This window comes from Dokdonella soli, assembly GCF_039523175.1.
In the GTDB taxonomy this organism is placed as follows: Bacteria; Pseudomonadota; Gammaproteobacteria; order Xanthomonadales; family Rhodanobacteraceae; genus Dokdonella_A; species Dokdonella_A soli.
On sequence record NZ_BAAAEU010000001.1, the window covers coordinates 373,965 to 397,639 of the forward strand.

General features: G+C 65.2%; 24 protein-coding genes. 15 read left to right on the forward strand and 9 right to left on the reverse strand.

The window, feature by feature from the left end:
* Positions 1 to 24 precede the first annotated feature (24 nt).
* Positions 25 to 1,152: a hypothetical protein gene (locus ABD002_RS01750; protein ID WP_343786494.1), complete on the reverse strand. Its 1,128-nt coding sequence runs from the start codon at positions 1,150 to 1,152 to the stop codon at positions 25 to 27.
* A 261-nt stretch (positions 1,153 to 1,413) separates the two neighbouring features.
* On the opposite strand from ABD002_RS01750, the gene thiD reads away from it, so the two are divergent.
* On the forward strand, positions 1,414 to 2,220 hold the full coding sequence (gene thiD, locus ABD002_RS01755) for a bifunctional hydroxymethylpyrimidine kinase/phosphomethylpyrimidine kinase (RefSeq protein WP_343786496.1): 807 nt from the start codon (positions 1,414 to 1,416) through the stop codon (positions 2,218 to 2,220).
* A 22-nt stretch (positions 2,221 to 2,242) separates the two neighbouring features.
* Here the strand turns inward: thiD and ABD002_RS01760 are convergent, their stop codons facing one another.
* Complete coding sequence (locus ABD002_RS01760; protein ID WP_343786498.1) at positions 2,243 to 3,256, reverse strand: isocitrate dehydrogenase; 1,014 nt, start codon at positions 3,254 to 3,256, stop codon at positions 2,243 to 2,245.
* A 227-nt stretch (positions 3,257 to 3,483) separates the two neighbouring features.
* On the opposite strand from ABD002_RS01760, the gene ABD002_RS01765 reads away from it, so the two are divergent.
* Positions 3,484 to 4,605 carry a hypothetical protein gene (locus ABD002_RS01765; RefSeq protein ID WP_343786500.1) on the forward strand — a complete coding sequence of 374 codons (1,122 nt, stop codon included), beginning with the start codon at positions 3,484 to 3,486 and terminating at the stop codon, positions 4,603 to 4,605.
* A 10-nt stretch (positions 4,606 to 4,615) separates the two neighbouring features.
* Here ABD002_RS01765 and ABD002_RS01770 read toward each other — a convergent pair whose 3' ends face one another.
* Both ABD002_RS01770 and grxC read right to left on the reverse strand, forming a co-directional pair.
* Positions 4,616 to 4,984: a carboxymuconolactone decarboxylase family protein gene (locus ABD002_RS01770; RefSeq protein ID WP_343786502.1), complete on the reverse strand. Its 369-nt coding sequence runs from the start codon at positions 4,982 to 4,984 to the stop codon at positions 4,616 to 4,618.
* Complete coding sequence (gene grxC, locus ABD002_RS01775; protein ID WP_343786738.1) at positions 4,981 to 5,244, reverse strand: glutaredoxin 3; 264 nt, start codon at positions 5,242 to 5,244, stop codon at positions 4,981 to 4,983. The genes ABD002_RS01770 and grxC overlap by 4 nt, the downstream gene beginning before the upstream one ends.
* Positions 5,245 to 5,447: 203 nt before the next feature.
* On the opposite strand from grxC, the gene ABD002_RS01780 reads away from it, so the two are divergent.
* The 11 genes from ABD002_RS01780 to ABD002_RS01830 all read left to right on the forward strand — a co-directional run bounded on the left by ABD002_RS01780 (position 5,448) and on the right by ABD002_RS01830 (position 18,160).
* Entirely contained in the window at positions 5,448 to 7,175 is a 1,728-nt protein-coding gene (locus ABD002_RS01780; protein WP_343786504.1) for a M48 family metalloprotease, read from the forward strand.
* Between the two features lie 180 nt (positions 7,176 to 7,355).
* Positions 7,356 to 8,045, forward strand: coding sequence for a phosphate regulon transcriptional regulator PhoB (gene phoB, locus ABD002_RS01785; protein ID WP_343786506.1), 690 nt, complete (start codon positions 7,356 to 7,358; stop codon positions 8,043 to 8,045).
* Positions 8,046 to 8,337: 292 nt separating this feature from the next.
* Positions 8,338 to 9,651: a phosphate regulon sensor histidine kinase PhoR gene (phoR, locus tag ABD002_RS01790; protein WP_343786508.1), complete on the forward strand. Its 1,314-nt coding sequence runs from the start codon at positions 8,338 to 8,340 to the stop codon at positions 9,649 to 9,651.
* The gene (locus ABD002_RS01795) at positions 9,648 to 10,574 is read left to right on the forward strand and encodes a PstS family phosphate ABC transporter substrate-binding protein (protein WP_343786510.1); all 927 of its coding nucleotides are present in this window, start codon (positions 9,648 to 9,650) and stop codon (positions 10,572 to 10,574) included. Before phoR ends, ABD002_RS01795 begins: the two co-directional genes overlap by 4 nt.
* Positions 10,575 to 10,603: 29 nt before the next feature.
* A complete protein-coding gene (gene ppk1 / locus ABD002_RS01800) occupies positions 10,604 to 12,682 on the forward strand; it encodes a polyphosphate kinase 1 (RefSeq protein ID WP_343786512.1) in 2,079 nt (692 codons plus the stop codon).
* Positions 12,683 to 12,949: 267 nt separating this feature from the next.
* Entirely contained in the window at positions 12,950 to 14,482 is a 1,533-nt protein-coding gene (locus ABD002_RS01805; protein WP_343786514.1) for a Ppx/GppA phosphatase family protein, read from the forward strand.
* Positions 14,483 to 14,756: 274 nt separating this feature from the next.
* Positions 14,757 to 15,431, forward strand: coding sequence for a peptidylprolyl isomerase (locus tag ABD002_RS01810; protein WP_379988259.1), 675 nt, complete (start codon positions 14,757 to 14,759; stop codon positions 15,429 to 15,431).
* Positions 15,432 to 15,648: 217 nt separating this feature from the next.
* Positions 15,649 to 15,924: an antitoxin MazE family protein gene (locus tag ABD002_RS01815; protein ID WP_343786516.1), complete on the forward strand. Its 276-nt coding sequence runs from the start codon at positions 15,649 to 15,651 to the stop codon at positions 15,922 to 15,924.
* Positions 15,912 to 16,259 (forward strand): type II toxin-antitoxin system PemK/MazF family toxin, encoded by a 348-nt coding sequence (locus tag ABD002_RS01820; protein WP_343786518.1) that lies wholly within the window; start codon positions 15,912 to 15,914, stop codon positions 16,257 to 16,259. The genes ABD002_RS01815 and ABD002_RS01820 overlap by 13 nt, the downstream gene beginning before the upstream one ends.
* 23 nt (positions 16,260 to 16,282) lie before the next feature.
* A complete protein-coding gene (gene lpxH, locus ABD002_RS01825; protein ID WP_343786520.1) occupies positions 16,283 to 17,041 on the forward strand; it encodes a UDP-2,3-diacylglucosamine diphosphatase in 759 nt (252 codons plus the stop codon).
* Positions 17,042 to 17,251: 210 nt separating this feature from the next.
* Entirely contained in the window at positions 17,252 to 18,160 is a 909-nt protein-coding gene (locus ABD002_RS01830) for a right-handed parallel beta-helix repeat-containing protein (RefSeq protein WP_343786522.1), read from the forward strand.
* Between the two features lie 162 nt (positions 18,161 to 18,322).
* Here the strand turns inward: ABD002_RS01830 and ABD002_RS01835 are convergent, their stop codons facing one another.
* The 5 genes from ABD002_RS01835 to ABD002_RS01855 form a co-directional block, all read right to left on the reverse strand.
* Positions 18,323 to 19,720 carry a hypothetical protein gene (locus ABD002_RS01835; protein WP_343786524.1) on the reverse strand — a complete coding sequence of 466 codons (1,398 nt, stop codon included), beginning with the start codon at positions 19,718 to 19,720 and terminating at the stop codon, positions 18,323 to 18,325.
* 72 nt (positions 19,721 to 19,792) lie between these two features.
* A complete protein-coding gene (locus tag ABD002_RS01840) occupies positions 19,793 to 20,299 on the reverse strand; it encodes a hypothetical protein (protein WP_343786526.1) in 507 nt (168 codons plus the stop codon).
* 58 nt (positions 20,300 to 20,357) lie between these two features.
* Positions 20,358 to 21,119, reverse strand: a complete 762-nt coding sequence (locus ABD002_RS01845) for a hypothetical protein (protein ID WP_343786528.1) — start codon at positions 21,117 to 21,119, stop codon at positions 20,358 to 20,360.
* A gap of 371 nt (positions 21,120 to 21,490) precedes the next feature.
* On the reverse strand, positions 21,491 to 21,934 hold the full coding sequence (locus tag ABD002_RS01850; RefSeq protein WP_343786530.1) for a type II toxin-antitoxin system death-on-curing family toxin: 444 nt from the start codon (positions 21,932 to 21,934) through the stop codon (positions 21,491 to 21,493).
* 12 nt (positions 21,935 to 21,946) lie between these two features.
* A complete protein-coding gene (locus ABD002_RS01855) occupies positions 21,947 to 22,168 on the reverse strand; it encodes an AbrB/MazE/SpoVT family DNA-binding domain-containing protein (RefSeq protein WP_343786533.1) in 222 nt (73 codons plus the stop codon).
* A gap of 425 nt (positions 22,169 to 22,593) precedes the next feature.
* On the opposite strand from ABD002_RS01855, the gene ABD002_RS01860 reads away from it, so the two are divergent.
* Both ABD002_RS01860 and ABD002_RS01865 read left to right on the forward strand, forming a co-directional pair.
* Complete coding sequence (locus ABD002_RS01860) at positions 22,594 to 23,292, forward strand: glycosyltransferase family 2 protein (RefSeq protein WP_343786535.1); 699 nt, start codon at positions 22,594 to 22,596, stop codon at positions 23,290 to 23,292.
* On the forward strand, positions 23,286 to 23,669 hold the full coding sequence (locus tag ABD002_RS01865) for a DUF2304 domain-containing protein (RefSeq protein ID WP_343786537.1): 384 nt from the start codon (positions 23,286 to 23,288) through the stop codon (positions 23,667 to 23,669). The genes ABD002_RS01860 and ABD002_RS01865 overlap by 7 nt, the downstream gene beginning before the upstream one ends.
* The last annotated feature ends 6 nt before the right edge of the window (positions 23,670 to 23,675 follow it).

Genomic DNA, 23,675 nt, shown 5'->3' on the forward strand with positions numbered 1-23,675 from the left:
GGAACGGGCGACGCGGTGCGCTCGTCAGAAGCGCATCGCCCAGATCGCCTCGAACTCGAACTGGCTCGCGGTACCGTCGCTGCGCGAAAGATAGCTCGGCATCAGCAGATAGTACGGCGAACTCGCGTAGCTCGCGGTGAAACTCAGGTTCGAGCTGGCGCCGAAGCCGCGCGACCAACCCAGCGAGATCATGTCGTTCGCAGTCGCCGGAGCGAGCGCATTGGCGAGCAGCGTCGAGGTCGGGATCGGCTGCTGGCGGGTCGTATAGCGCAACTGCACATCGCCGACGTCCTCGTCGCGCAGGGTCCAGCCGATGCTGTAGACGTTGAGGTCGCGCCACGCGAACACCGGACTCGAACCATCGCCGAGCAGGGCCAGGAACCGCGTCGGCAGACTCGAGCTCGTGAATGGCTTGATCGCGCTGTACATCACGCGCTGCACACCGATGTCGACCGCGAACTGCGGTGTCAGCGCATAACTGAGGCCCGCTGTCGCGCTCGCGGGGATGTCGAAATTGCCGGCATCCGCGAAGACGCCGCGATAGTTCGCGAATGCGCCCATGCCGACCCGCGACTGGTAGCCGACATCCCAGCGCAGACGACTGCCGATCGCACTGCCAACGTCCACGCGCGCGCCGGCGCCGTACGAACTGTCGCTGAGCCACGGCGGTGGTGGCGCCCAGCCATCGGTGGCCGTCATGCCCAGGCCGAGGCTCGCGAAACGCTGATAGGCAAGCACGCCGGTCAGGCGCAGCGTGCCCCGGTCGCCCCAGTCGCTCGCGAGCGTCGGCGCGATGACCGTGCGCTGCAGGCCCGGTTGCGGCACACCGATCAGGTGCGGACTCGGGTTCGGCAACACGGCCGGCGTGTCGGCGACCGTGCCCGTCGCGACCGAAATGCCGAGCCGCGTCGCCGAGGTTTCCCTGGCCTTGAACAGCGGCGCGCGCGCGACATCACCGGAATAATTGTCCAACAGCTGCGGCGCGCCATATGAGGGCGGCAGCACCGCCCAGGAGAATTGCGGCGTGATGCTCGACAGCGCGTAGTCGTGCCAGCGCCCCAGAACGGGTTCGTCTGCGGCGGCTTCGACTCTGGAGGAGGACGCGGAAGACGCGGCAGCAAGCCCGCCGTCGAAAGCGACGGCATGCGCCATCAAAGAAAATGGGAGCGCCAGCCCTGCGCTTAGCGCTCCCATCCATCTCCCTGCGATTGCTGTTGCCCGCTGCATAGCCCCTTGCTGCGGTAGTGGAACGGCTGTGGTGTAATCGGTCTCGGATTTTGGCGAAAACGCAACAGAAGTCAAGCGCCGCGTCGATATTCCTTGCGATCGATCGCCGCCAGCCCATCCAACTCTCGGTTTTTCAATCGTTTCGTCCGCGAAGCGGGTTTGCCTCCAGCGTTGCAAAAATACGACATGACCTCGAAACGCCTCCCTCGCCCCATCGCACTCACGATCGCCGGTTCCGACTCCGGCGGCGGCGCAGGCATCCAGGCCGACTTGCGCACGTTCGCCGCTTTCGGCGTTCACGGTACCTGCGTGATCACCGCGCTGACCGCGCAGAACACGCGTGGCGTGACCGCAATCCATACGCCCCCTCTGGCGACGCTGCGCGCGCAACTCGATGCGGTGCTCGCGGATTTTCGTGTCGGCGCGATCAAGATCGGCATGCTGGCGACGCCGGGCATCGCACGCGAAGTGGCCGCAGCGCTCACGCGCCATCCGCGCATTCCGGTGGTACTCGATCCCGTACTGGTCGCCACCACTGGCGCAAAACTCGCCAGCAACGACCTCGCCGGAGCGCTGCAAAGGCATCTGCTCTCGCGCGCGGATCTGCTGACGCCAAATATTCCCGAAGCCGAGCGGCTGCTCGAACGGTCGATCCGGACCACCGGCGACATGCACGATGCTGCCGCCGCATTGCTGGAACAGGGCGCACGCGCGGTGCTGCTGAAGGGCGGCCACCTCGCCGGCAATGAAGTCTCCGATCTCTTGCTGACGAAGGCCGGCGAGCACTGGTTTCACCAGCGGCGCATCCGCGGCGAGAGCCACGGCACCGGCTGCTCGCTGTCGTCGGCGATCGCAGCCGGCATCGCGAGCGGCCTCTCGCTCGAGGACGCCGTCGAGGAGGCGGTCGGCTTCGTCCACCGCGCGCTGACGCTGGGCTACCGTCCCGGCAAGGGCGCGCTGCGCGTGCTCGACCATCTTGCAGCCATGCACTGACGCATGGCTGCATTGCGCTTCGTCAGGCGCGCAAGCGCTCGATCAGCGCGTCGGCGAACGAATCGGTCGTGCCGTTGCCGCCGAGATCCGGCGTGACGCGGTCGCGAGTGGTCAAGGTGGCGCGGATCGCCGTGCGCAGGCGAAGGGCTTCGTCGCCGAACTCCAGGTGATCGAGCATCTGTGCCGCGCCGAGCAGCAGCGCGCAGGGATTGGCGATGCCCTTGCCGGCGATGTCCGGTGCGGAACCATGCACGGCCTCGAAGATCGCGGCATCGGCGCCGATGTTCGCGCCCGGCGCGAGGCCGAGGCCGCCGACCAGGCCGGCGCAGAGATCGGAAATGATGTCGCCGAACAGGTTCGTCGTGACGATCACGTCGAACTGCTCCGGCCTCATCACCAGTTGCATGCAGGTGTTGTCGACGATCATCTCGTTGCAGGCGATGTCCGGATACTGCGCGGCGACCTCGCGAGCGACCTTCAGGAACAGGCCCGAGGTCGACTTCAGGATGTTCGCCTTGTGCACGACGGTGACCTTCTTGCGTCCGGTGCGACGCGCCAGATCGAACGCATAGCGCACGATGCGCTCGGAACCACGCCGCGTGACCTTCTGCGTCAGGGTCGCGGTCTCGCCATCGGCGGAAACCTGCTGGCCTTCACCGATGTAGGCGCCTTCGGTGTTCTCGCGCACGGTGACCAGATCGACGCCTTCCGGAAAACGCGAGCGCGTGTTCGGAAACGAGATCGCCGGACGCACGTTTGCGTACAGATCGAAACGCTTGCGCAGTTCCACGTTGATCGAGCTGAAGCCCTCGCCGACCGGCGTGGTCAGCGGGCTCTTCAGCGCGACGCGATGCTTCGTGATCGCATCCAGCGTCGCCTGCGGCAACAGCTCGCCGAATTTCTCCTGTGCGGCAAGACCGGCTTCGACGAAGTCGTACTGGAAACCCAGCTGCAGTGTCTCGAGGACGCGCAGGGTCGCTTCCATGATTTCCGGGCCGATGCCGTCGCCGCGGATCACCGCAATGGTCTTGCTCATCAGACGAACTCCGTGCTGCGCGAATCGGGTATCGCGCTCGAAAGAAAACTGGCTGTGTGCCGATCGGTACCGCGGGCGCGGAGGCGATGGCTGGCGCGGCGGACGCGCCTACTTTGCAAGTTTGCGGCGACCGCGATCGTCGGGATGCCAGGAAAAAACCTTGCGCAAACAAGGTACTCCTGCACGCCCGACTTGCCCAAGCCCGCAGGGTCGCGCATTATCCGCGAATGTCACCGAGTCGTACAACAAAGCTTGCAGCGCGGATCGCAGGCAGCGCCCTCGTCTGCGCATTGCTGCTGGCCTGCGTCAGCGCGCAGGCCGCCGACGACGCGACGCCGGAACTGCGCATCCTGCTCGCCACGCCGACGGCGACCATGGTGCAGCGATCGCCGCAGATCAATCTCTTGGGTACGGCACCGGCGCGCTGCATGCCGACGATCGAGCGCGTAACCCTTGACGGCACCGATCTCAGCGTCGAGCTGAAGTCGCCGACCACCGGATGCGACAGCCAGCACCCGCTTCCGTTCAATTTGCGCGTCGATCCGACCGCGAGTGCGGGCGTGCCAATCCTGCCGGGGCAGATCTACCACGTTCGCGTCTATGCGATGAACGGCGCGGCGTCGCTGCTTGCGTTTCACCTGATCGACACCGGCGCGCCCGCATCGGCGCCCACCCCGGAAAACGGATTCTGGTGGTCGGAAGCCAGTGCCGCGAGTGGTCCGATGTCCGCTGGCAGCGGCGCGAGCATCGAACTGCAGGACGGCCAGCTTGCCGTCGGGCTGTTCGGATTCGCGGAGTCGGGCGCGCCGACCTGGTATTTCGGCAGCACACGTCCGACCGGACGTGTCGCCACGGTTTCGCTGGTGCAGCTCGCCAACGGTGACCCGATGTTCGCACCCACCGGTAGCCTGCCGTCTGCGCAAGCCGGTCCGCGCCTCGAGCTCGAGTTCCTGTCGCCGACCCACGCCCGCGCCTATCTGGTCCGCAGCGAAGGCGGGCGCGACGTCCAGGTCCGCGCGCTGACGCTCGCGCGCTCGCGTTTCGCGACCGGCCCGACCGGCAGCGCCTGGAGCGGTCAATGGGTACTCGTTCCCGACGACAACGGTGCGCCACGCATCTTCGAATTCACCGAGCCGAGCAGCCAGGATGCGGAAACCTTCCACCTGGGCGATACGGACAACAACGCCAGCCTCGATTGCCGGCTGGCGATTGGAACCCGGCATCCCGAGGTCTGCACGCTTTCGGTTGCGGCAACGCCGATCGCCGACTTCGACCAGGTCGGCCTCGACCGCCTCAGCGGCCACGGCAGCAATGGCGCGCGAGTGAGGTTGCTGCGGGTGCCGCGCTAGCAGCTCAGTTTCACGGCGGGGCGCCCGCTTCTGCATTCCTGCCGAGCATCTGGTCGAGGAAATCGACCGCGCGGCGCAGGTGCGGAATCACGATCGATCCGCCGACGACCAAGCCGACGCTGAACACCTCGAAGAATTCGTCCTCGCTGACGCCGGCCTCGACGCACTGCGCGACGTGATAGCTGATGCAGTCATCGCAACGCAGCACCAGCGAGGCGACCAGACCGAGCATCTCCTTGGTCTTCACGTCGAGCGCGCCGGCCTTGTAGGTCTGCGTGTCCAGCGCGAAGAAACGCCGCACGACCTGATTGTCCTGGGCCAGGATGCGCTCGTTCATGCGCTGGCGGAATGCGGTGAACTCGCCGATGCGATCGCTCATTTCGCGGCATCCACCAGTTCGCCCAGGCGGCCGCCGCGATCGGCCACGACGAGATCGTCGTAGCCGCCGATGTGCACGCCGTTCACAAAGATCTGCGGCACGGTGCGTCGCCCGAGGCTGCGCGAGAGCATCTCCTCGCGACGCGCGGAATCGTGGTCGATGCGGATTTCCTCGTAATCGAGGCCCTTGTGCTTCAGGAAATTCTTCGCCATGACGCAGTAAGGGCAAATCGCCGTGGTGTAGATCTCAACGCGGTTCATCCACCTGTTTCCGTACGGAAAAACAATGCGGCAAAGAGTGCGGCCAGTACGGGCGAGTTGCAAGTTCACGGTCGCGGGCGGATCACGGATGAACGCGCACTGAGCGCCGCCCGCACGTCCACCTGCGAATGTGCAAACCAGGTGGCGGTGGAAACCATGCCGCGCTAATGTGGTCCGAAGCGAGTCTTTCCGTTGGTATTGCCATGCGCCTGCTTCGAGGCTTTTCCGTCCTGACCGCCGCCTGCATCGCCGCGCTTGCCGGCGCGCGCGAGCCGGAGGTCAAATTGCCCGACATCGGCAGTTCCGCGGCCGGCATCATGTCGCCGCAGGACCTGCACGACTACGGCGCCGCGATGCTGCAGGAAATACGCGCGTACAACCTCGTGCTCGACGACGCGCTGCTCAATGACTACATCAACGCGCTCGGCTGGCGGCTGGTCGCGAACAGCGATCATCCGGACATGTCGTTCACGTTCTTCATCGTGCGTGACGAACAGATCAACGCGTTCGCGGCGCCCGGCGGCTTCGTTGCCGCGAACGCGGGCCTGCTCACCGCGATGCAGAGCGAGGACGAACTCGCCGGCGTGCTCGCACACGAGATCTCGCACGTGCAGCAGCAGCACATCCTGCGCGCGTTCGAGGACCAGAAGAAGATGTCGGTGCCGATCATGCTCGCCATGCTCGGCGTGATGCTCGCGACCGCGCACCGCAGCGACGACGCTGGCGTGGCCGCGATGATGACCGGCACGTCGCTGATCCAGCAGCGCCAGATCAATTTCACGCGCGGCGAGGAAGCAGAGGCCGATCGCGTCGGCATCCAGACGTTGGCGCGCAGCGGCTTCGATCCGCTGGCGATGGCCGGCGCCTTCCAGACGCTGCAGAAGATGATGCGCGTGAACGGCGTCGACGTGCCGGAATTCCTGCTCGACCATCCGCTCGACACCAAACGCATCGCCGAGGCGAAGGCGCGCGCGGAACAACTGGGTTGCCCGAAGGTGACGCATCTGCCACCCGCGTCCGCGCCGATCCGGACCGGAAACCTGGATCTGGCGTTGCCGGCGAGGAGCAGCGCGGCCACCGAAACGAGCCCGCCGGACCAGGCGAGTGCCGTTGCCGCCAGCAACGCGGCAACGATGACGGTCGATGCCGGCAGCGGTGCCGGCAAGACCCTGCCACGCGTTTCCGTCACCACCTGCTACGTGCGCGGCAAGGCCGTGCTCAGCGACTTCGAGCTGATGCGCGAACGCGCGCGCGTGCTGAGCGCAGGATCCGCTACCGCGATGCGCGCCTACTACGCCGACAACCTGCGCGACAACAAGGCCTTCGACACGATCGCCAACCGCTACGGCTATGCGCTCGCCTTGATCGACACGCACGAACCGCAACGGGCGGTCGCGGAACTCAGGAAACTCACCACACAGCAGCCGACCTCTCAAGTGCTGCGGCTCGGGCTGGCGAACGCCGAGGACCAGGCCGGCAACCATGCCGATGCACTGACTATCTACGAACGGCTGAGCAACGAGTTCCCCGGCAACCGCGCGATCACTCTCACCTATGCGGACGCGCTGCTCGCCAAGGCCGACGACAAGAGCGCGCGCCGCTCGCTCGAGCTGCTGCGCCCGCTGGTCGAACGCTACAGCGACGATCCGGACCTGCAGAAGAGCTACGGCCGCGCGAACCAGCTCGCCGGCGACAAGGTGCGTGCGGCCGAAGCCTATGCGGAGGCGGCGTACCTGACCGGCCATGCCGAGGATGCGCTGAACCAGCTCAAGGCGCTTTCCAGGCAATCGGACCTGACCTACTACCAGCGCAGCCGCATCGACGCGCGCATCACCCAGCTCACGCCGACCGTGCTCGAGCTGCGCAAGCGCGGCGCCCCTTCCACCCCGGATTCGCTGACCCCGACGTTCACCTGCTGTCAGCCGCACTGATCCGCTGCGCCCGTCACGACGCATGAAACTGTAATATTCCCGCAACACGGAGGGCTTGGCGCGGCGGCTCCAGTGCGTGGTTGGCGACCTCGCAGGGGACAATTGTCATTCAGGTGTAACCGTTTTGCTGCAATGATGCCGTCATGAAGCGCTCCATCCGGGCCGCCCAGCGGTGACGACGTGCAAAAACACATCCTGATAGTCGAAGACGAAACCGCGATCCGCGACATGGTCGCGTTCGCGCTGCGCAAGGCCGGCATGGAAGCGATGCACGCGCCCGACGCGCGCGCCGCGCAGACCGCGATCGGCGAGCGCGTGCCGGACCTGATCCTGCTCGACTGGATGCTGCCCGGCATGAGCGGCATCGACCTCGCGCGCCGCCTGCGCAAGGACGACCTCACCCGCGAGGTACCGATCATCATGCTGACCGCGCGCGGCGAGGAGACCGACCGCGTCGGCGGCCTCGATGCCGGCGTCGACGACTACGTGGTGAAACCGTTTTCGACGCGCGAGCTGCTCGCACGTATCCGCGCGGTCATGCGCCGCACGCACGGCGAGGACGCCGAGGGCGTGGTCGAACTCGGCGGACTGCGCATCGACAGCGCGGCGCACCGCGTGTTCTGCGGCGAGCAGCCGGTGCATATCGGCCCGACCGAGTACCGCCTGCTGCACTTCTTCATGACCCACGCCGAGCGTGTCTACACGCGCAGCCAGCTGCTCGACCATGTCTGGGGCGGCGGCGTCTACGTCGAGGAACGCACTGTCGACGTGCATATCCGGCGCCTGCGCAAGACGCTCGAACCATTCGGCCGCGATGAGCTGGTGCAGACCGTGCGTGGCGCCGGCTATCGCTTCTCGACCAGCGTGTGAGCTGCGGGCGTAACATCTGTACGTGATTCTCCGCCGCTTATCGACTGCTCAACACAGTGCCCGCCATGCACGCAACGACCGAGGCATTCCCGCGCTCCGCGACGGCATCGATTCGCACCCAACCCTCGTCGGTTGACCTGCATCGATCATCGCTTTCGGTGCCCCCCCACGATGCACTCTGCGCGACGCCCCACCCCTTCACCCCAACCCTCTCCCCCAACCTCGGGTTGGGGGAGAGGGAGTTCGAGGTGTCGCCGCCGCATGCGTTGATGCGTCCCGCGAGGGGGTGCTGATGCCCTCACGCCTCGGCCGAGCGTGGCGATCCAGCGCCTGGCGCCTCGTGCTGCCGGCGCTGGTCGCGCTTGCGTGTGGCTGGTGGCTGCACGCGATTGCGCAGTGCCTGCTCGCGGTCGCGATCGCTGCGCTCGCGTACGGAATGTTCAGGCTGACCCGCCTCGGCCACCTGCTGGCCAGCCGGCACCGCCTGCCGGCCGCCGACGGCGCCGGCATCTGGGACGAGATCCAGAACCTGTTCCGGCGCCGCCAGCGTGCGGCGGTCGACGAGAAACGGCGCCTGGTGCGCCTGCTGCGCGCGTTCCGCGACGCCGCCGCGGCGATGCCGGACGCGGTCGTTGCACTCGACCGCGAGCAGCGCATCCAGTGGTTCAACACCGCGGCCGGCCATCTGCTCGGCCTGAAGTATCCGAACGACATCGGCGGCCCGCTCACCAACCTCGTACGTGCCCCGCGCTTCGCCGAGTGGCTGCGCGCGGAGAGTGCGGAGCCGCTGACCGACCTCGCCGCGCCGGTCGACGAGAACGTTCGCCTCAGCCTGCGCCTGATCCGTTACGCCGGGGACCGCGCGCTGCTGGTCGCGCGCGACGTCAGCCAGCTGATGCGCCTGGAACAGGTTCGGCGCGATTTCGTCGCCAATGTCTCGCATGAATTGCGCACGCCGTTGACCGTCGTGCACGGCTACCTCGACATGATTGAACCGGAATCGATGCCGGAGTACGAACCGATCCTGCACGAGCTGCGCAACCAGTCCCGGCGCATGACCCAGATCGTCGAGGACCTGCTGACGCTGTCGCGGCTCGAGGCACAGGGTGAGCTGCCGCAGGAACGCATCAGCCTGCGCTCGCTGCTCGAGGCGCTGCGCCGCGAGGCCGTCGCGCTCAGCCAAAGCTCGCACGCGGTCACGACCGAACTGATCGGCAAGCACGACCTGTCCGGATCGACCAAGGAACTGCACAGCGCATTCTCGAACCTGGTCAGCAACGCGGTGCGCTACACGCCGGCCGGAGGACGCATCACCCTGCGTTGGGAAAGCGACGCGAACGGCGGGCGCCTGTCGGTGATCGACACCGGCCAGGGCATCGCGCCTCAGCACCTGCCGCGGCTCACCGAGCGCTTCTATCGTGTCTCGACCAGCCGTTCGCGCGAGACCGGCGGCACCGGCCTCGGCCTGTCGATCGTCAAGCACGTGCTGCAGCTGCACCAGGCGCACCTGGAAATCCGCAGCGAACCGGGCGTCGGCAGCACGTTCACCTGCGTGTTCGGACGCGAACGCCTGCTCGAGCCGCTGGCACTGGCCGAAGCGCCATGAGGCGTGCGTTCGCCGCCCTGCTCGTCATCGCCGGCCTGCACACCGGCATGGCAGGGGCCGACGATCGCCTTTCCGGGAGCCTGACCAGCGTCGGCTCGGACACCGCAAGTGCGCTGGTCACACGCTGGGCCGACACCTTCCACGCGCGGCATCCGAAGGCGCGCTTCCAGATCCAGACGCCCGGCTCGGCGAGCGCGCCGAATGCGCTGATCGAGGGCGCGGCCGATCTCGGCTCGATGAGCCGGCCGATGAGCACGGCCGAGGAAACCCGTTTCCACGCGCGCTACGGCTACGCGCCGACGCGCCTCGTCGTCGCGCACGACGCGATCGCGGTGTTCGTGCATCCGGACAATCCCCTGCAACGCATCACGCTGGCCGAGCTCGATGCGATCTATTCCGATACACGCCGCTGCGGGGCGCCGCGCGCGATCCGGCGCTGGCGCGACCTGGAACCGGACGCGGACGCCACGCTCGGCGCCGCCGAGCCACTTGCGACGGGGCGCAACAACAGCTCCGGCACCTGGGAGATGTTCCGCGAATCCGCGTTGTGCGGCGGTGATTTCCGCGCCGAAGTCATCGCCTGGCCCGGCAACGGCGCCGTGGTCGCCACGGTGGCGACCAACCGCGAGGCGATCGGCTATGCCGGGCTCGGTTACGTCAACGGCCTGGTGAAGCCGCTGGCGATTGGCCCTGCCGATGCCGGCGTCGTGCCGGATCCCGCAAGCGTCACCCAGGGGCGCTATCCTCTCTCACGCGTGCTGTACATCTACGTCAATCGCCCACCGGGCCGCGCGCTGGCAGAATTGCCGCAGGCCTTCCTCGCGTATGTGCTTTCCGACGAAGGCCAGGCGCTGGTGCGCCAGGAAGGGTTCCTTCCGCTGGAACCGGACGAGCGTGTCGCGCAGCGCGCGCTGCTCGAATGAGAGACGGCACATCAACGACGGACCGCTGCATGAATCGCGAAGTACAACAGAACCTCAAGGACCCCGCGCTGCACCTGAACCGCGAGCTGGCGCAGCTCGAGTTCAACTTCCGCGTGCTCGCACAGGCCGAGGACGCGAGCGTGCCGCTGCTCGAACGCATGCGCTACCTGTGCATCTCGTGCACGAACCTCGATGAATTCTTCGAGGTGCGCGTCGCCGTGCTGCGCCAGCAGTCGGCGCTCGGCGAACTGCGCCCGGGGCCGGACGCGACGCCGCCGAGCGAGGTGCTCGCGCGCATCCGCGAGCGCGCGCTGACCCTGGTCAAGGCGCAGTACGATTTCTGGAACACGATCCTACTGCCGGAACTCGAACGCGAAGGCGTCCGCTTCTCGAAGCGCGACACCTGGACGGTCAAGCAGAAACGCTGGTTGCAGGGCTATTTCCGCAACGAGATCCTGCCCGTGCTGTCGCCGCTCGGCTTGGATCCGGCGCATCCGTTCCCGCGCATCCTCAACAAGAGCCTGAATCTCGCGGTCGTGCTGAAGGGTCGCGACGCGTTCGGTCGCGAAGGCCACATGGCGCTGGTGCGCGCGCCGCGCTCGCTGCCGCGCCTGATCCGCCTGCCTGCCGAGGTCGCCGAGTCGGCCTACGACTTCGTGTTCCTGTCCAGCATCCTGCACGAGTTCATGGATGAGCTGTTCCCGGGCATGCAGGTGAAAGGCTCGTACCAGTTCCGCGTGACGCGCAACAGCGAGCTGTTCGTCGACGAGGAAGAGGTCGAGAACATCGCGCTCGCGCTGCGCGACGAACTCAGGGGCCGCGGCTACGCGAAACCGGTACGCCTCGAGGTCGCCGACAATTGTCCGAAGGGGATCTCGGACATGTTGATGCAGAACTTCGAACTGACCGAGCCCGAGGTGTACCGCTGCGAAGGCCCGGTCAACGTGAGCCGCGTGAATGCGGTCTACGACCAGCTCGACCGACCCGACCTCAAGTTTCCGCTCTTCCTGCCGCGCGTGCTGCCGGCCGTCATCGAGGAGCAGAGCCTGTTCGAGGCGATCCGCGAACGCGACATCCTACTGCACCACCCGTTCGAATCGTTCGGCCCGGTCATCGAACTGGTGCGCGAAGCCAGTGTCGATCCGGACGTGCTCGCGATCAAGCAGACGCTGTACCGCGTCGGCAACGATTCGCCACTGGTCGACCATCTGATAGAGGCCGCGCGCCAGGGCAAGGACGTCACCGTCGTCATCGAGCTGCTCGCGCGCTTCGACGAAGAGGCCAACCTGCGCCTCGCCAACCGCCTGCAGGAGGCCGGCGTGCAGGTCGTGTACGGCGTGGTCGGCTACAAGACGCATGCGAAGATGCTGCTGATCGTGCGCCGCGAGCAAGGCGTGCTGCGCCGTTACGCGCACCTGTCGACCGGCAACTATCACCAGATCACCTCGCGCCTGTACACCGACTTCGGCCTGATGACCTCGAACCCGGACATCGGCGAGGACGCGCACCTGCTGTTCCTGCAGCTCTCCGGCCTCGGCCCGATCATCAAGCTGAAGTGCCTGCTGCATTCGCCGTTCACCCTGCACAAGGGCCTGATGGAGAAGATCGAGCGCGAGATCGAGCACGCGCGGGCCGGCAAGCCGGCGCGGATCATCGCCAAGATGAATGCGCTGAATGAGGGCAGCGTGGTCGAGATGCTGTACCGCGCCTCGCAGGCCGGCGTGCAGATCGACCTGATCATCCGCGGCGCCTGCACGCTGCGGCCCGGCCTGCCCGGCGTCTCGGAGAACATCCGCGTGCGCTCGATCGTCGGCCGCTTCCTCGAGCACAGCCGCGTGTACTGGTTCCAGAACGACGATACGCCGGAGGTCTACTGCTCCAGCGCGGACTGGATGGAGCGCAACCTTCTTCGCCGCATCGAGACCTGCTTTCCGATCCGCGATCCCGATCTGGCCAAACGCGTCTACGACGAATCGCTGGCGAACTATCTCGCCGACAACACGCTGGCCTGGCGTCTGGAGCCGGATGGCAGCTATACGCGCCTGGCGCCCGGCGACCATCCGCCGCATTCGGCACAACAGACGTTGCTGACGCAGTTCACGCAGTAAGTGTCCTGGCAGTGCCGAAGTTCAGCCGGCCTGCCCATCTCCCATCGGGAGACAAAACGGCAGGACAGCCGTTTTGCATGGCGAATGCCGCCCGCAGGGTGAGCGCCAAGGATGGCGCGGATGCACGAGGCGCACAGCGCCGGATGAGGTTTCCGGGCGAGTACGATGCGCCACCTTCGCACCGAACCCTAACACTCACCCCTCTCTCGGCGGGAGAGGGGCTTTAAAGACATGCGACAATCCAGATCTCCCATGCGAGCGGATCATGTGACGGACGCCATTGCCACGGACATCCGCGACGGTGAGCTGCTCGCCGCGGTCGATCTCGGTTCCAACAGCTTCCACCTGGTGGTCGCACGCTACGAGCACGGCAGCCTGCGCCTGATCGACCGCCTGCGCGACAGCGTGCGCATGGCGATGGGCCTGCGCGCGGACGGCAGCCTCGAACCGGAACGGCGCGAACGCGCCCTCGCCTGCCTCGCGCGCTTCGGCCAACGCCTGCGCGCGTTGCCGCACGAGCGCGTGCGCGCAGTCGCGACCAACAGCGTGCGCCGGCTGGCGAACCCGCAGGCATTCCTGCTGCCCGCCGAGACCGCCCTGGGCCATCCCATCGAAGTCGTCGCCGGTCGCGAGGAAGCGCGCCTGATCTACCTCGGCGTCGCGCACGATCTCGCAAAGTCGAGCCAGCGCCGCCTCGTCGTCGATATCGGCGGCGGCAGCACCGAATTCATCATCGGCCAGGGTTTCGACGCACTCGAGACCGAGAGCGTGCAGATGGGTTGCGTCGCCAGCACGCTGCGCTTCTTCGGAGATGGAAAATTCACGCTGAAGCGCTGGCGCCAGGCGCAGACCGAGATGGCCGTCGAATTGCAGCAGTTCGCCGCGGATTACCGAGCGCGCGGCTGGGGCGAGGCGATCGGCTCGTCCGGCACCGCGAAGGCGATCGGCAGCATCGTGCAGGCGAACGGCTGGAGCGAACAGGGCATCAGCGCCACGTCGCTGGCGCGCCTGCGCGACGCGATCCTCGCCGCCGGCAGCATCGGCAACCTGCGCCTGGCCGGACTCGCCGAGGACCGCACGCCGATCATCGCTGGCGGTGTCGCGATCCTCGAGGCGGCCTTCGCGACATTCGCGCTCGACCACATGGGCGTGTGCGAGACCGCGATGCGCGAAGGCCTGCTCTACGACCTGGTCGGCCGCGCGATGCACGGCGATCCGCGCGCCGGCAGCATTGCAGCGCTGGCTTCGCGCTACGCGGTCGATCGCGCACAAGCCGCGCGCGTGCACCACGCGGCCATGGAACTGTTCGACCAGGTCGCCGACGCTTGGCAGCTCGGCGGGCTCGAACGCGACCTGCTCGGCTGGGCCGCCGATATCCACGAGATCGGCCTCGCGATCGCGCACAGCCTGCACCATATCCATGGCGCCTACATCGTCGCGAACTCCGACCTCGCCGGCTTCAGCCGACAGGGGCAGCAGGCACTCGCCGCGATCATCCGCTCGCATCGCCGCAAACCAGACCGCGAAGTGATCGACGCGCTGCCGGAACGCCTGCGGCGCGAGGCGCGTCGCCTGACCGCGCTGCTGCGCCTCGCCGCCCTGCTCGAACGCGCACGCACGACGGAAGCCATGCCGCCGCTGCGCCTCGTTGCCGACGACAAGGCGTTGCGCCTGGAACTGCCGCCGGGCTGGCTCGACCAGCACCCGCTGACCCGCGCCGACCTCGAACAGGAGCGCGACCACTTCAAGATCCTCGACCTCAAGCTGCAGGTGCGTGCGCGGGAGAGGGTGGCCGCATAGAGCGCTAGCGTGACGAGCGCGGCAGCGTTGCAGGAGTCCGTAGGAGCGGCTTCAGCCGCGATGCTTTCAAGCCCTCCCCTTCAAGGGGAGGGTTGGGTGGGGATGGTGTCCACCGCGCCACGCTACAGGAAGCATCGCGGCTGAAGCCGCTCCTACAAAAGGCAAAGGCAGCCTGACTGCACCATGCGTGCGCTGCGTCCCCGCATGACGAAGGCGCCCGCACCGCCTATCATTCGCGACTCCATTTTCCCGCTGCCTCTTTCCGGAGATTTCCATGTTCCGACGCCTGCTGCTCGCACTTGCGCTGATCGTCCCGACATTTGCTTTTGCCCAGACGACCGCGCCGGCAAAGCCCGCGACAACCAAGGCCGCCGCGAAAGCCACGAAGCCGGCCGCGAAGGCCCCCGCGAAACCCGTCGAGAAGCCGGCCGCCACCGACGCGCAAACCGTCGCGTCGAAGGTGCTGCTCAAGACGAGCATGGGCGACATCACGCTCCAGCTGTATCCGGACAAGGCGCCGAAGTCCGTCGAGAACTTCCTCGCCTACGTGAAGAGCGGTTTCTACGACGGCACGATCTTTCACCGCGTGATCGGCAACTTCATGATCCAGGGCGGCGGCTTCACCAAGGACCTGCGCCAGAAATCGACCAAGGCGCCGGTCGTCAACGAGTCGAAGAACGGCCTCAGCAATCTGCGCGGCACGCTCGCGATGGCGCGCACGCAAGACCCGAACTCGGCCACCGCGCAGTTCTTCATCAACACCGTCGACAACCCGCGCCTCGACTACACCAGCGACGCCAGCCCGGGCTACTGCGTGTTCGGCAAGGTCGTCACCGGCCTCGACGTGGTCGACAAGATCCGCGCCGTCGAGACCGGCCCGCAGGGTCCGTTTCGCAGCGACGTACCGGTCACGCCGGTGGTGATCGAGAAGGTGACGCTGGCGCCGTAGCACAACGGCTCCTGGGGAAATTTCTGAACAAGTCGAAGCTCGTCATTCCGGCGGCTCCCAACAGCGAAGCTGGTCAAGCCGGAATCCAGCAGGGCTGGATCTTGGCTTTCGCAGAGATGAAGACTTGCTCGGAGAATTGCGGCATCGCTATGAACGGCAGATTTGGTGATGTGCATACGTGATATGATCACGTTATCAGCCATTGTGGAAAGCCATGATGACCACCAACAAGCCCGGGAGCGGACGCGCCGGTCGCTCGACGACGACAGCCAAGCCACGCAAGCCACCGACGATGACCAAGGAAAGCCGCTACCGCGAAGGAATGCGCCGTCGCGGCTTCCGGCTGGTCTCGATGTGGGTGCCGGATACGCGCAATCCGGCGTTCCGTGCCGAATTGGAACGCCAGGCTGCGTTGATCGCGCGCCAGGAATCCGCCGCTGATCTTGCGTTCATCGAATCGGCGTTGACCGAGATCGATGGGTGGACCGCTTGAAGCGCGCCGAGGTCAGGCGCGGTGATCTCGTAACCGTCGCCTTGCAAGGTGACCTCGGCAAGCCAAGGCCTGCGCTGGTCGTGCAGACCGATCTGGTCCCGGACTATCCCTCTGTCGTTGTCTTGCCGATGACGACAACGCTCGTTTCCGCGCCGCTGGTCCGCATCACCGTCGAAGCCATGCCGGAGACCGGGTTGCGCACGATCAGCCAGATCATGATCGACAAGCCGAGCACAGTCCCGCGTCAACGCTTGGGACCGACGGTCGGACGCATCGACGACGATACCCTGGGCCGCGTATCGCGTTCGCTCGCGGTATGGCTCGGCCTGGCCTGACCCTTGTGGCAAAAAGGTCATCCATGACCACCCTGTTCATCTCCGACCTGCACCTCGACGCCAGCCGCCCGCACATCACGCGCCTGTTCGTCGAGTTCATTCGCACCGAAGCCGCGCAGGCCAAAGCGCTCTACATCCTCGGCGACCTGTTCGAGGCGTGGATCGGCGACGACACCCAGGATGAGACCGCGGATCAGGTCGCCGCGGCGCTCGCCGACCTGCATGTGCGCGGCGTGCCCTGCTTCTTCATCCATGGCAACCGCGACTTCCTGCTCGGCGACGCCTACGCGCGCCGGGCGTGCATGACGTTGCTGCCCGATCCCTGTGTCATCGAGATCGAAGGCGAGCGCGTGTTACTGATGCACGGCGATACCTTGTGTACGGACGACGCGCCGTACCAGGCGTTTCGTGCGCAGTCGCATACGCCAGCGTGGCAGCGTGGGTTCCTGGCGCGTCCGATCGAGGAGCGACAGGCATTCGCGGAGCAGGCGCGTGCCGAGAGCAAGCGCTATACGCGATCGGTCGGGGATGCGATCACGGATGTCAATCCGGAGGCTGTGCGCTCGGTAATGCGGCGACACGGCGTGCCGCGATTGATCCACGGACACACGCATCGGCCCGCGGTGCATCGCATCGACTTCGACGGAGTACAGGTCGAACGCGTCGTGCTCGGAGACTGGTACGAGCAGGGAAGCGTGCTTCGATTCAAAAACCATGACGCAACGCACCTGAGCTCGATCGACCCGCTCCCATACGAGACAAACCGGGAACCGATGCCCTAGATTTGCGGCCGCGCGAAATCCCCGATCCCGGAATTCTCCCCCTAGCGCCACCGCCCACTTGCCGCTTTCACGCCTGTGCCATCCGGCCATCGCGCTGCAGCATTTTTCCATAATTATCGTGCCACACTATGCCGACCTGGCACTGCTTCCGGTCATGACATGTCAGGTATCGATTTGCTTTGCACGTGTCTCAATTAAGGGGGTTTGACCATGAACATGTCTGTAGCGTTACGTACTCTTTTGGTCGGCAGTTTCCTGTTCCTGGGGGTCGGGTTCGCTCACGCGCAGGCCACCCGCACCTGGGTGTCCGGTGTCGGCGATGACGCCAATCCATGCAGCCGAACGGCACCCTGCAAGACGTTTGCTGGCGCAATTTCCAAGACGGCGCCGGCCGGAATCATCGACGTTCTGGATCCGGGTGGCTTCGGTGCGCTCACCATCACGAAATCCATCACGCTGGAAGCCGTCGGCACGGTTGCCGGCGTGCTGGTCTCCGGCACCAACGGAATCGTGGTTGCTGCAGGCGCCAGCGACGTCGTCACCCTGCGCGGGCTGTCGATCGAGGGCCTCAACACCGGACTCAACGGAGTGCGCTTCATCAGCGGAGCCAAGCTCGTCATCGAGAACACCGCCATCCACGGCTTCACTCAGAACGGAGTGGACATCGAACCATCAGCCGACGCACAGGTGCTACTACACAACGTGACGGTGGGAGGTTCCGGGAATGGAGCTGTATGGGTATTCCCAACCGCAGGTGTCGCCTCTGTCGCTCTTGATAATGTAAAACTCTCAAACAACAAGTACGGCCTGTTTGTCGTTTCCGGCAAGGCCTCTCTCAAGAATTCCGTGGTCAGCGCCAATAGCAGTCACGGCGTGAGCGCTTCGTCCAACGGCACTTTGGTGAGGGTCAATGTAGACGGCTCGCTGATCAGCGATAACGTTGGAACTGGCGTACGCTCGATCGGCGCCTCGTCAGCAGTGTATGTATCCCGTTCCAGCATCACAGGCAACGCTACCGGGCTCAACGCGGCCTCCGGATCGCTGAACTCGTATGGCAACAATCGGGTGTTCGAGAACACGACCAACGGTGCGTTTACCGCGACGCTCATGGAGCAGTAGCGCATGCGGCTCGTTGGCACGTCCGCAACTTAAAGGATGTGGCAGTGCACAGCGGATCGAACGCTTCAACGCCGCTGCCTCCGACCCATCGAGTATAGGCAATGGCGGGACAAAATCGGTCCGCGCATTCAGCGAATGCGCGGACCGATGAGCGCTGAGAAGCTACTTCGCAATGATCTTCTGCGCGCCAGTCAGCGGCTGCTTCTCACCGTTGCCCTTGACCATCCCGATCGAATACCAATAGACCTTGCCCGATTCGGCGGAGTTATCGCGCCACTGGTACGAGCCTGCGGCATTTCCACCATCGTCGATCACCCTGATCATTTCCTTGTTGATGCGCAGGAACGGACCGGTCTCCGCATCCGCCCGATAGACGATATAACCGTAGATCGAACCTTCATTGGCGACCGACCAACGCAATAGCGGGCCCTTGCCAGGAGGCGGAACATCCGCTTCCTTGTTCACGGTCTGCTTTATCGCTTGTGTGATATCGATACCTTTCGGTTGCGTGGGACTTGCAGCGACTGACTGTGCGGCGCCCTTTGCCTCGCGCGCCTTTTCCACTTCTTCGTTGAAGTCATGCACTTTTACTTCGGGACTCAGCAGCATGCCGACCACCTCGATCGGCAAGGTACGCTTGAAATCCGGCAATTCGACGTTCAGGACGCCCTGCAAACGACCCAGCGCCTGATCGTTGGTGACACGGAGGCGAACGAGCTTGCAGCCGCTCTCTGCGGGCACGCACGGGACAACATCGGCTTTGCCCTTCAAGCGCTCCAAGGTCACCGCACCGACCTTGAAATCCTTGCCAGATCGGCTGGTCATGCGAACCAGGAATTCATTCTTGTTGTTGGTGCGCATCAGGCCTAGTGAAAACGGATCGCCGTCCGGAACCACCTCGCCTTGGGCATTGGCGTCAACGCTGATCCAGGCTTCGGGTTGCTGCGGCGCGTTGATCTTGAGTTTGATCTTGTCGTGGAGCTGTCCCCAGGGCGCATCCTTGCGCAGGGTGGCATGCACCGTGCGTCCATCGGGGCCCAGCGATGCGTCGAGATAGTCGGGTTTCGATAGGATCTCGAGGATGCGGAAATCATTGACCTCGCGGCTTGCCAGGGTGATCGATTTGCTCGGCAGAGGTCCATCCAGCTTGACCATACCGAAATCGATCGTCGGCGCGCTGTCGTCGAGTACAGTGGACACGAAGGCATTCACGTTCGAACCTCGTACAGCCAGGATGCCCGGTTCATCGGTCGCGAAACGGAAAGAATGTTTGACGTAACCGGCATTGTCGCGCAAAGACGCTTTCGCCTTGATGTAGGCGACGCCATGCGCCGGTACGGTGATCACTCCGGTTTCGATGCTGTCCCAAGCCATCGCGGCCTCACCCTTGGACACATGGATCGGCTTGTCGCCAGTGTTCTTCAGCTCGATGTCACAGGTGATGACCTCGAATTGCTGGTGTTCGCCGGCATCGCAGGGGGCGATCACGAGATTGGAATGGGGTACTGGCGCCGGTGCGGCCACCAGCAGGGAAAAAGCCAAAGCTGAGAGAGAAAGCATGAGGAATCATCCCAAAAAAAAACCCACCTGCGTTGCCGCAGGTGGGTCGTATCAAAAGCGGTAAGGCAGTGCTTAGCCGACCGTGAAGTTCTGCAGCGTGACCGGCAGGGTGCCATTCGCCGTAGCGGTAAACACACCACAAGCACCCGTCGTGTCGAAGTCTGCGCCAGTGACGATCATATAGTAGGAGTTCGGCGGCAGATTCGCATGCTTCGCTGTAACCGTACCGCTCGCCGACGTTGTGCACGCTGCATTGGTGTTACAACCCGATGCCTGCGGAATAAAGTACGCGGAGTACGTGTAGCCCGCACCACCGGTGAAGGTGATGGTGGTGAAAGTACCGGCGGCAGACACATTGATCAGCGCCACGTATGCACGAGCCGGGGCATTGAAGGTGCTCGCACAAACGCTGGTGATACCCGTTTCATGCCCACACGTCGTGTCAGAAATCGCCGGAAGGCCAGCGGCATTGGGACTCCAAGAAGCCGGTGCGGCACAGGTCTGAGCGCCAGCGGACATGCTGAACGCAGTCGCGACCACCGTCGCACCGATGGCGGACAGCAAGATATTACGTTTCATTATAAAGTCACTCCTAATCGGCTATGGCTATTATTGGTTGCAGATCCAGCGTTCTAAATTAGTGACCGATGTATGTTTGGCGACGCGAATCGAAGGCATCGAACCCAGCAATCTGGTTTCCGTGCGTATCGGCGAACGTTTGCGTTGGTGCTGCTAATCCGAGACTTGCCGCCGAGACGCCACCCCAAGCTGCGTTGTTAAGATTCGCGATCGTGCCCGACGCAGCCGGTTCAGTGGTTCCGGCCGCAGCATTGACCCAATACGTGAAGCTGCCCGCGGCACCTGCGCCAACCGTCAATTTGCCTTCGATGCGGTTCACGCCCGGAAGCAAGTCCGTGGCAAAACTCTGTGCACAGAGAAAACCTGCCGAACCGCACTGGGCGATGAAACGGACGCGCTTCGCACCCGCCGGGCCGGCCACGAGAGAGACGCGCAAGAGACGGTTGAATCCGTTAGCCGCGGTGGTTGCCGGGGCCTGGAATATAACAACGCTGTCGGTAGCATTGAAAGCACTGAAGGCGGAAGGATCCACCAGGAACTGGAAACGGTAACTCGGCTCGGACGCCGCGTGGGTGTAACGGACTGCTGCCGAAGCAGAAGTGGTCGGGGCCAGAGCCGACGTCAGTTTGCACGCTGAGCCATCAAGGCCACCGGCGACGATTGCAAGCGGCGAAGAAGTAGCATCCGGCAACTGGATCGCGCTTGTCCACGCACCACCCTGCGCCGTTGTCGGACCCGCCGGGCAAGCCGCCATCGCGCTACCCGCGAAACCGCACAGGCCGATCAGCGCGAGCGAAAGCACTTTCATCTTCGTGTTCATGAGACATCTCCCAGAGTGTTCGGGCGGGTTGCAGTCCCCATCCCCATCGATTGTTAACGTTGGTTAACCAAGCCCGAGCCGGCCGGACGATAGTGAAGTCATATCACCATGTCAACACGGGCGGGCGTGGGCCTGGGTAACCATGCCAGATACGAGACGGAGCCCCCAACTGCATGCGGTCCTGTCCCGGCCAGCGGCGTGTACGCCTCCGGCCCACGGAGCTGTATGACGCACGAGCGAGCAGGAACCGGACAGTCCGCCACGAAATTTTTCACCCCCACCATGGCTGGGCGGGCTTGCTTCCTCCGCTTCGGGCTGGAGATGGTGAACAACACCATCCCCACCCAACCCTCCCTTGAAGGGAGGGCTCGTCAACGCGACGGTGCGCGGGCCGCGTAGCCCGCCGCAGGCTCCTGCACCCGCCCGTCGCCGACCGCGACGGTATGGCTGCGCAGCCAGGCGGCGAAGTCCTCGGCGGGGAGGCTGCCTTCGGCCAAGCCGAGATATTGCGGATAGAGTTCCACGTCATCGGCGACCAGGTCCACCCCGTTGAGATTGAGGAAGGTTTCGCAGGCGACCGCGGCGGTGCGCTTGTTGCCGTCGAGGAACGGATGGTTGCGGGCCAGGCCGTGCGCCAGCGCCGCCGCGAGGTCGGCGAGGTCGGGCGCGGGCTCGCCATAGGCCAGCAGCTGGCGCGGGCGCGCCAGCGCCGATTCCAGCAGCGCTTCGTCGCGCACGCCCTGGGTACCGCCATGCTCGGCGATCTGGCGCTCGTGGATGGCGAGGATGAGCGCAGGTTCCAGCCAGACGATCATGGCGCTCTCCCTCTATTCGGCCAGCTTGCGCAACAGCGTGCGACGGCGGCGCATGACCTTCTCAGCCGCGTCCATCTGCGCCGCGAATTCCGGATCGTACGAGGCCAGCTTGATGCCATCGGCGAGTTCGGTGACATACAAGGTATCGCCCTTCTCGACGCGCAGCTTGGCGAGCAGCTCCTTGGGCAGGACAACGCCAGCGGAGTTGCCGACGGTGGTGATCTTGAGTTTCATGGGCGCCGGTCTCCGAATGGCCTTGGACGGCCGCGATTATAACGCATGTATGTACGAATGGGCCGATGGTGGCTTTCACTGTCTTGCCGAAGGGGAGACAAGGCGCTGGGTCCCGGCGTTCGCCGGGACGACGAAGAGAGGGAACCTGATCTCGGCTCCCATTGCTCCGGCCAGAAGAAATTTGAAGGTTCAATTCATCGTCATCCCGGCGAAGGCCGGGATCCAGCTATTGCGCAATTTTGCGGTAAATGTTGGATTCCGGCTTGACCAGCCACGCGGCTGTTGAAAGACGCCGGAATGACGAACTCCAATCCCGCGCCGTTGACCTGATCCGGCGTGATCCGCAGAATCGCGATCCCCTTACGCTCGCCCTCTCCGTGGCCTACCCCGCCTCTGCCCCTCTCCGCTCCGCCGACTGCCTGGCGGTGATCCCCGCGCGCGATGAAGCCGCAACCGTCGCGGCTGTCGTCGCCGGCGTGCGCAAGGCGCTCGGCTGCGCGGTGCTGGTCGTCGACGACGCGAGCACGGACGGCACCGGCGCCAAGGCGCGCGAGGCCGGTGCCGAGGCGTTGACCCTGCCGCTCGGACTCGGCGCCTGGGGCGCGACCCAAGCCGGCATCCGCTATGCGCTGCGCAACGGCTACGCCGGCGTGATCACGCTGGACGCCGACGGCCAGCACCTGCCCGAATCGCTGCCCGCGCTGTTCGCCGCGCAGGCACGCAATGGCGCGAACGTGATCATCGGCACCTGCGTCGAGCGACTGAGCCGCGCCAAGCGCATCGCCTGGCAATACCTGCGCGTGCTGACCGGGCTGGGCCTGGGCGACTTCACCTCCGGGCTGCGCCTGTACGATCGCCGCGCGATCGAGATCCTGGCCGGCCCGACCGCGAGCCTGCTCGACTACCAGGATGTCGGCGTACTGATGCTGCTCGCCAAGAACGGACTGACCATCAAGGAAACCCCGGTGCCGATGCTGCCGCGCCGCGAAGGCCATTCGCGCGTGTTCGCCTCGTGGCCGGTGGTCGCCCGCTACATGCTGCATACGACGGTGCTGTGCATCGCGCAGATCGATGCGGGTCGTCGCCATCACCAGACCCTTGCCGGGGGTGGCCGCGCATGCTGACCGGCCAGATCACCTCGGCGATCCTCGGCGCGGTACTGGCCGGGGCGATCCTGTTCCTGGTCCGGCGCGACCATCTGCACGGGCCGTATGCGGTCTGGTGGTTCGCGGTCGCGGCGGCGACCTTCGTGCTCGGCGTGTTTCCGGGCGTGGTAGTCTGGCTCGGTCACGTGACCGGCATCGGCTATGCGCCGGTGCTGCCGATCATCATCGGCCTGTCCCTGGTGCTGATCCGGCTGCTCAAGCTCGATATCGACCGCTCGAAGCAGGAACGCCAGATCCGCCGCCTGACCCAGAAACTGGCGATCCTAGAAGAAGAGCTGGATCGCGCCGGTGGACGGCCAGCGCGTGAGCCGCGCGACGAAGACGACGCGGCCTAGCGCACG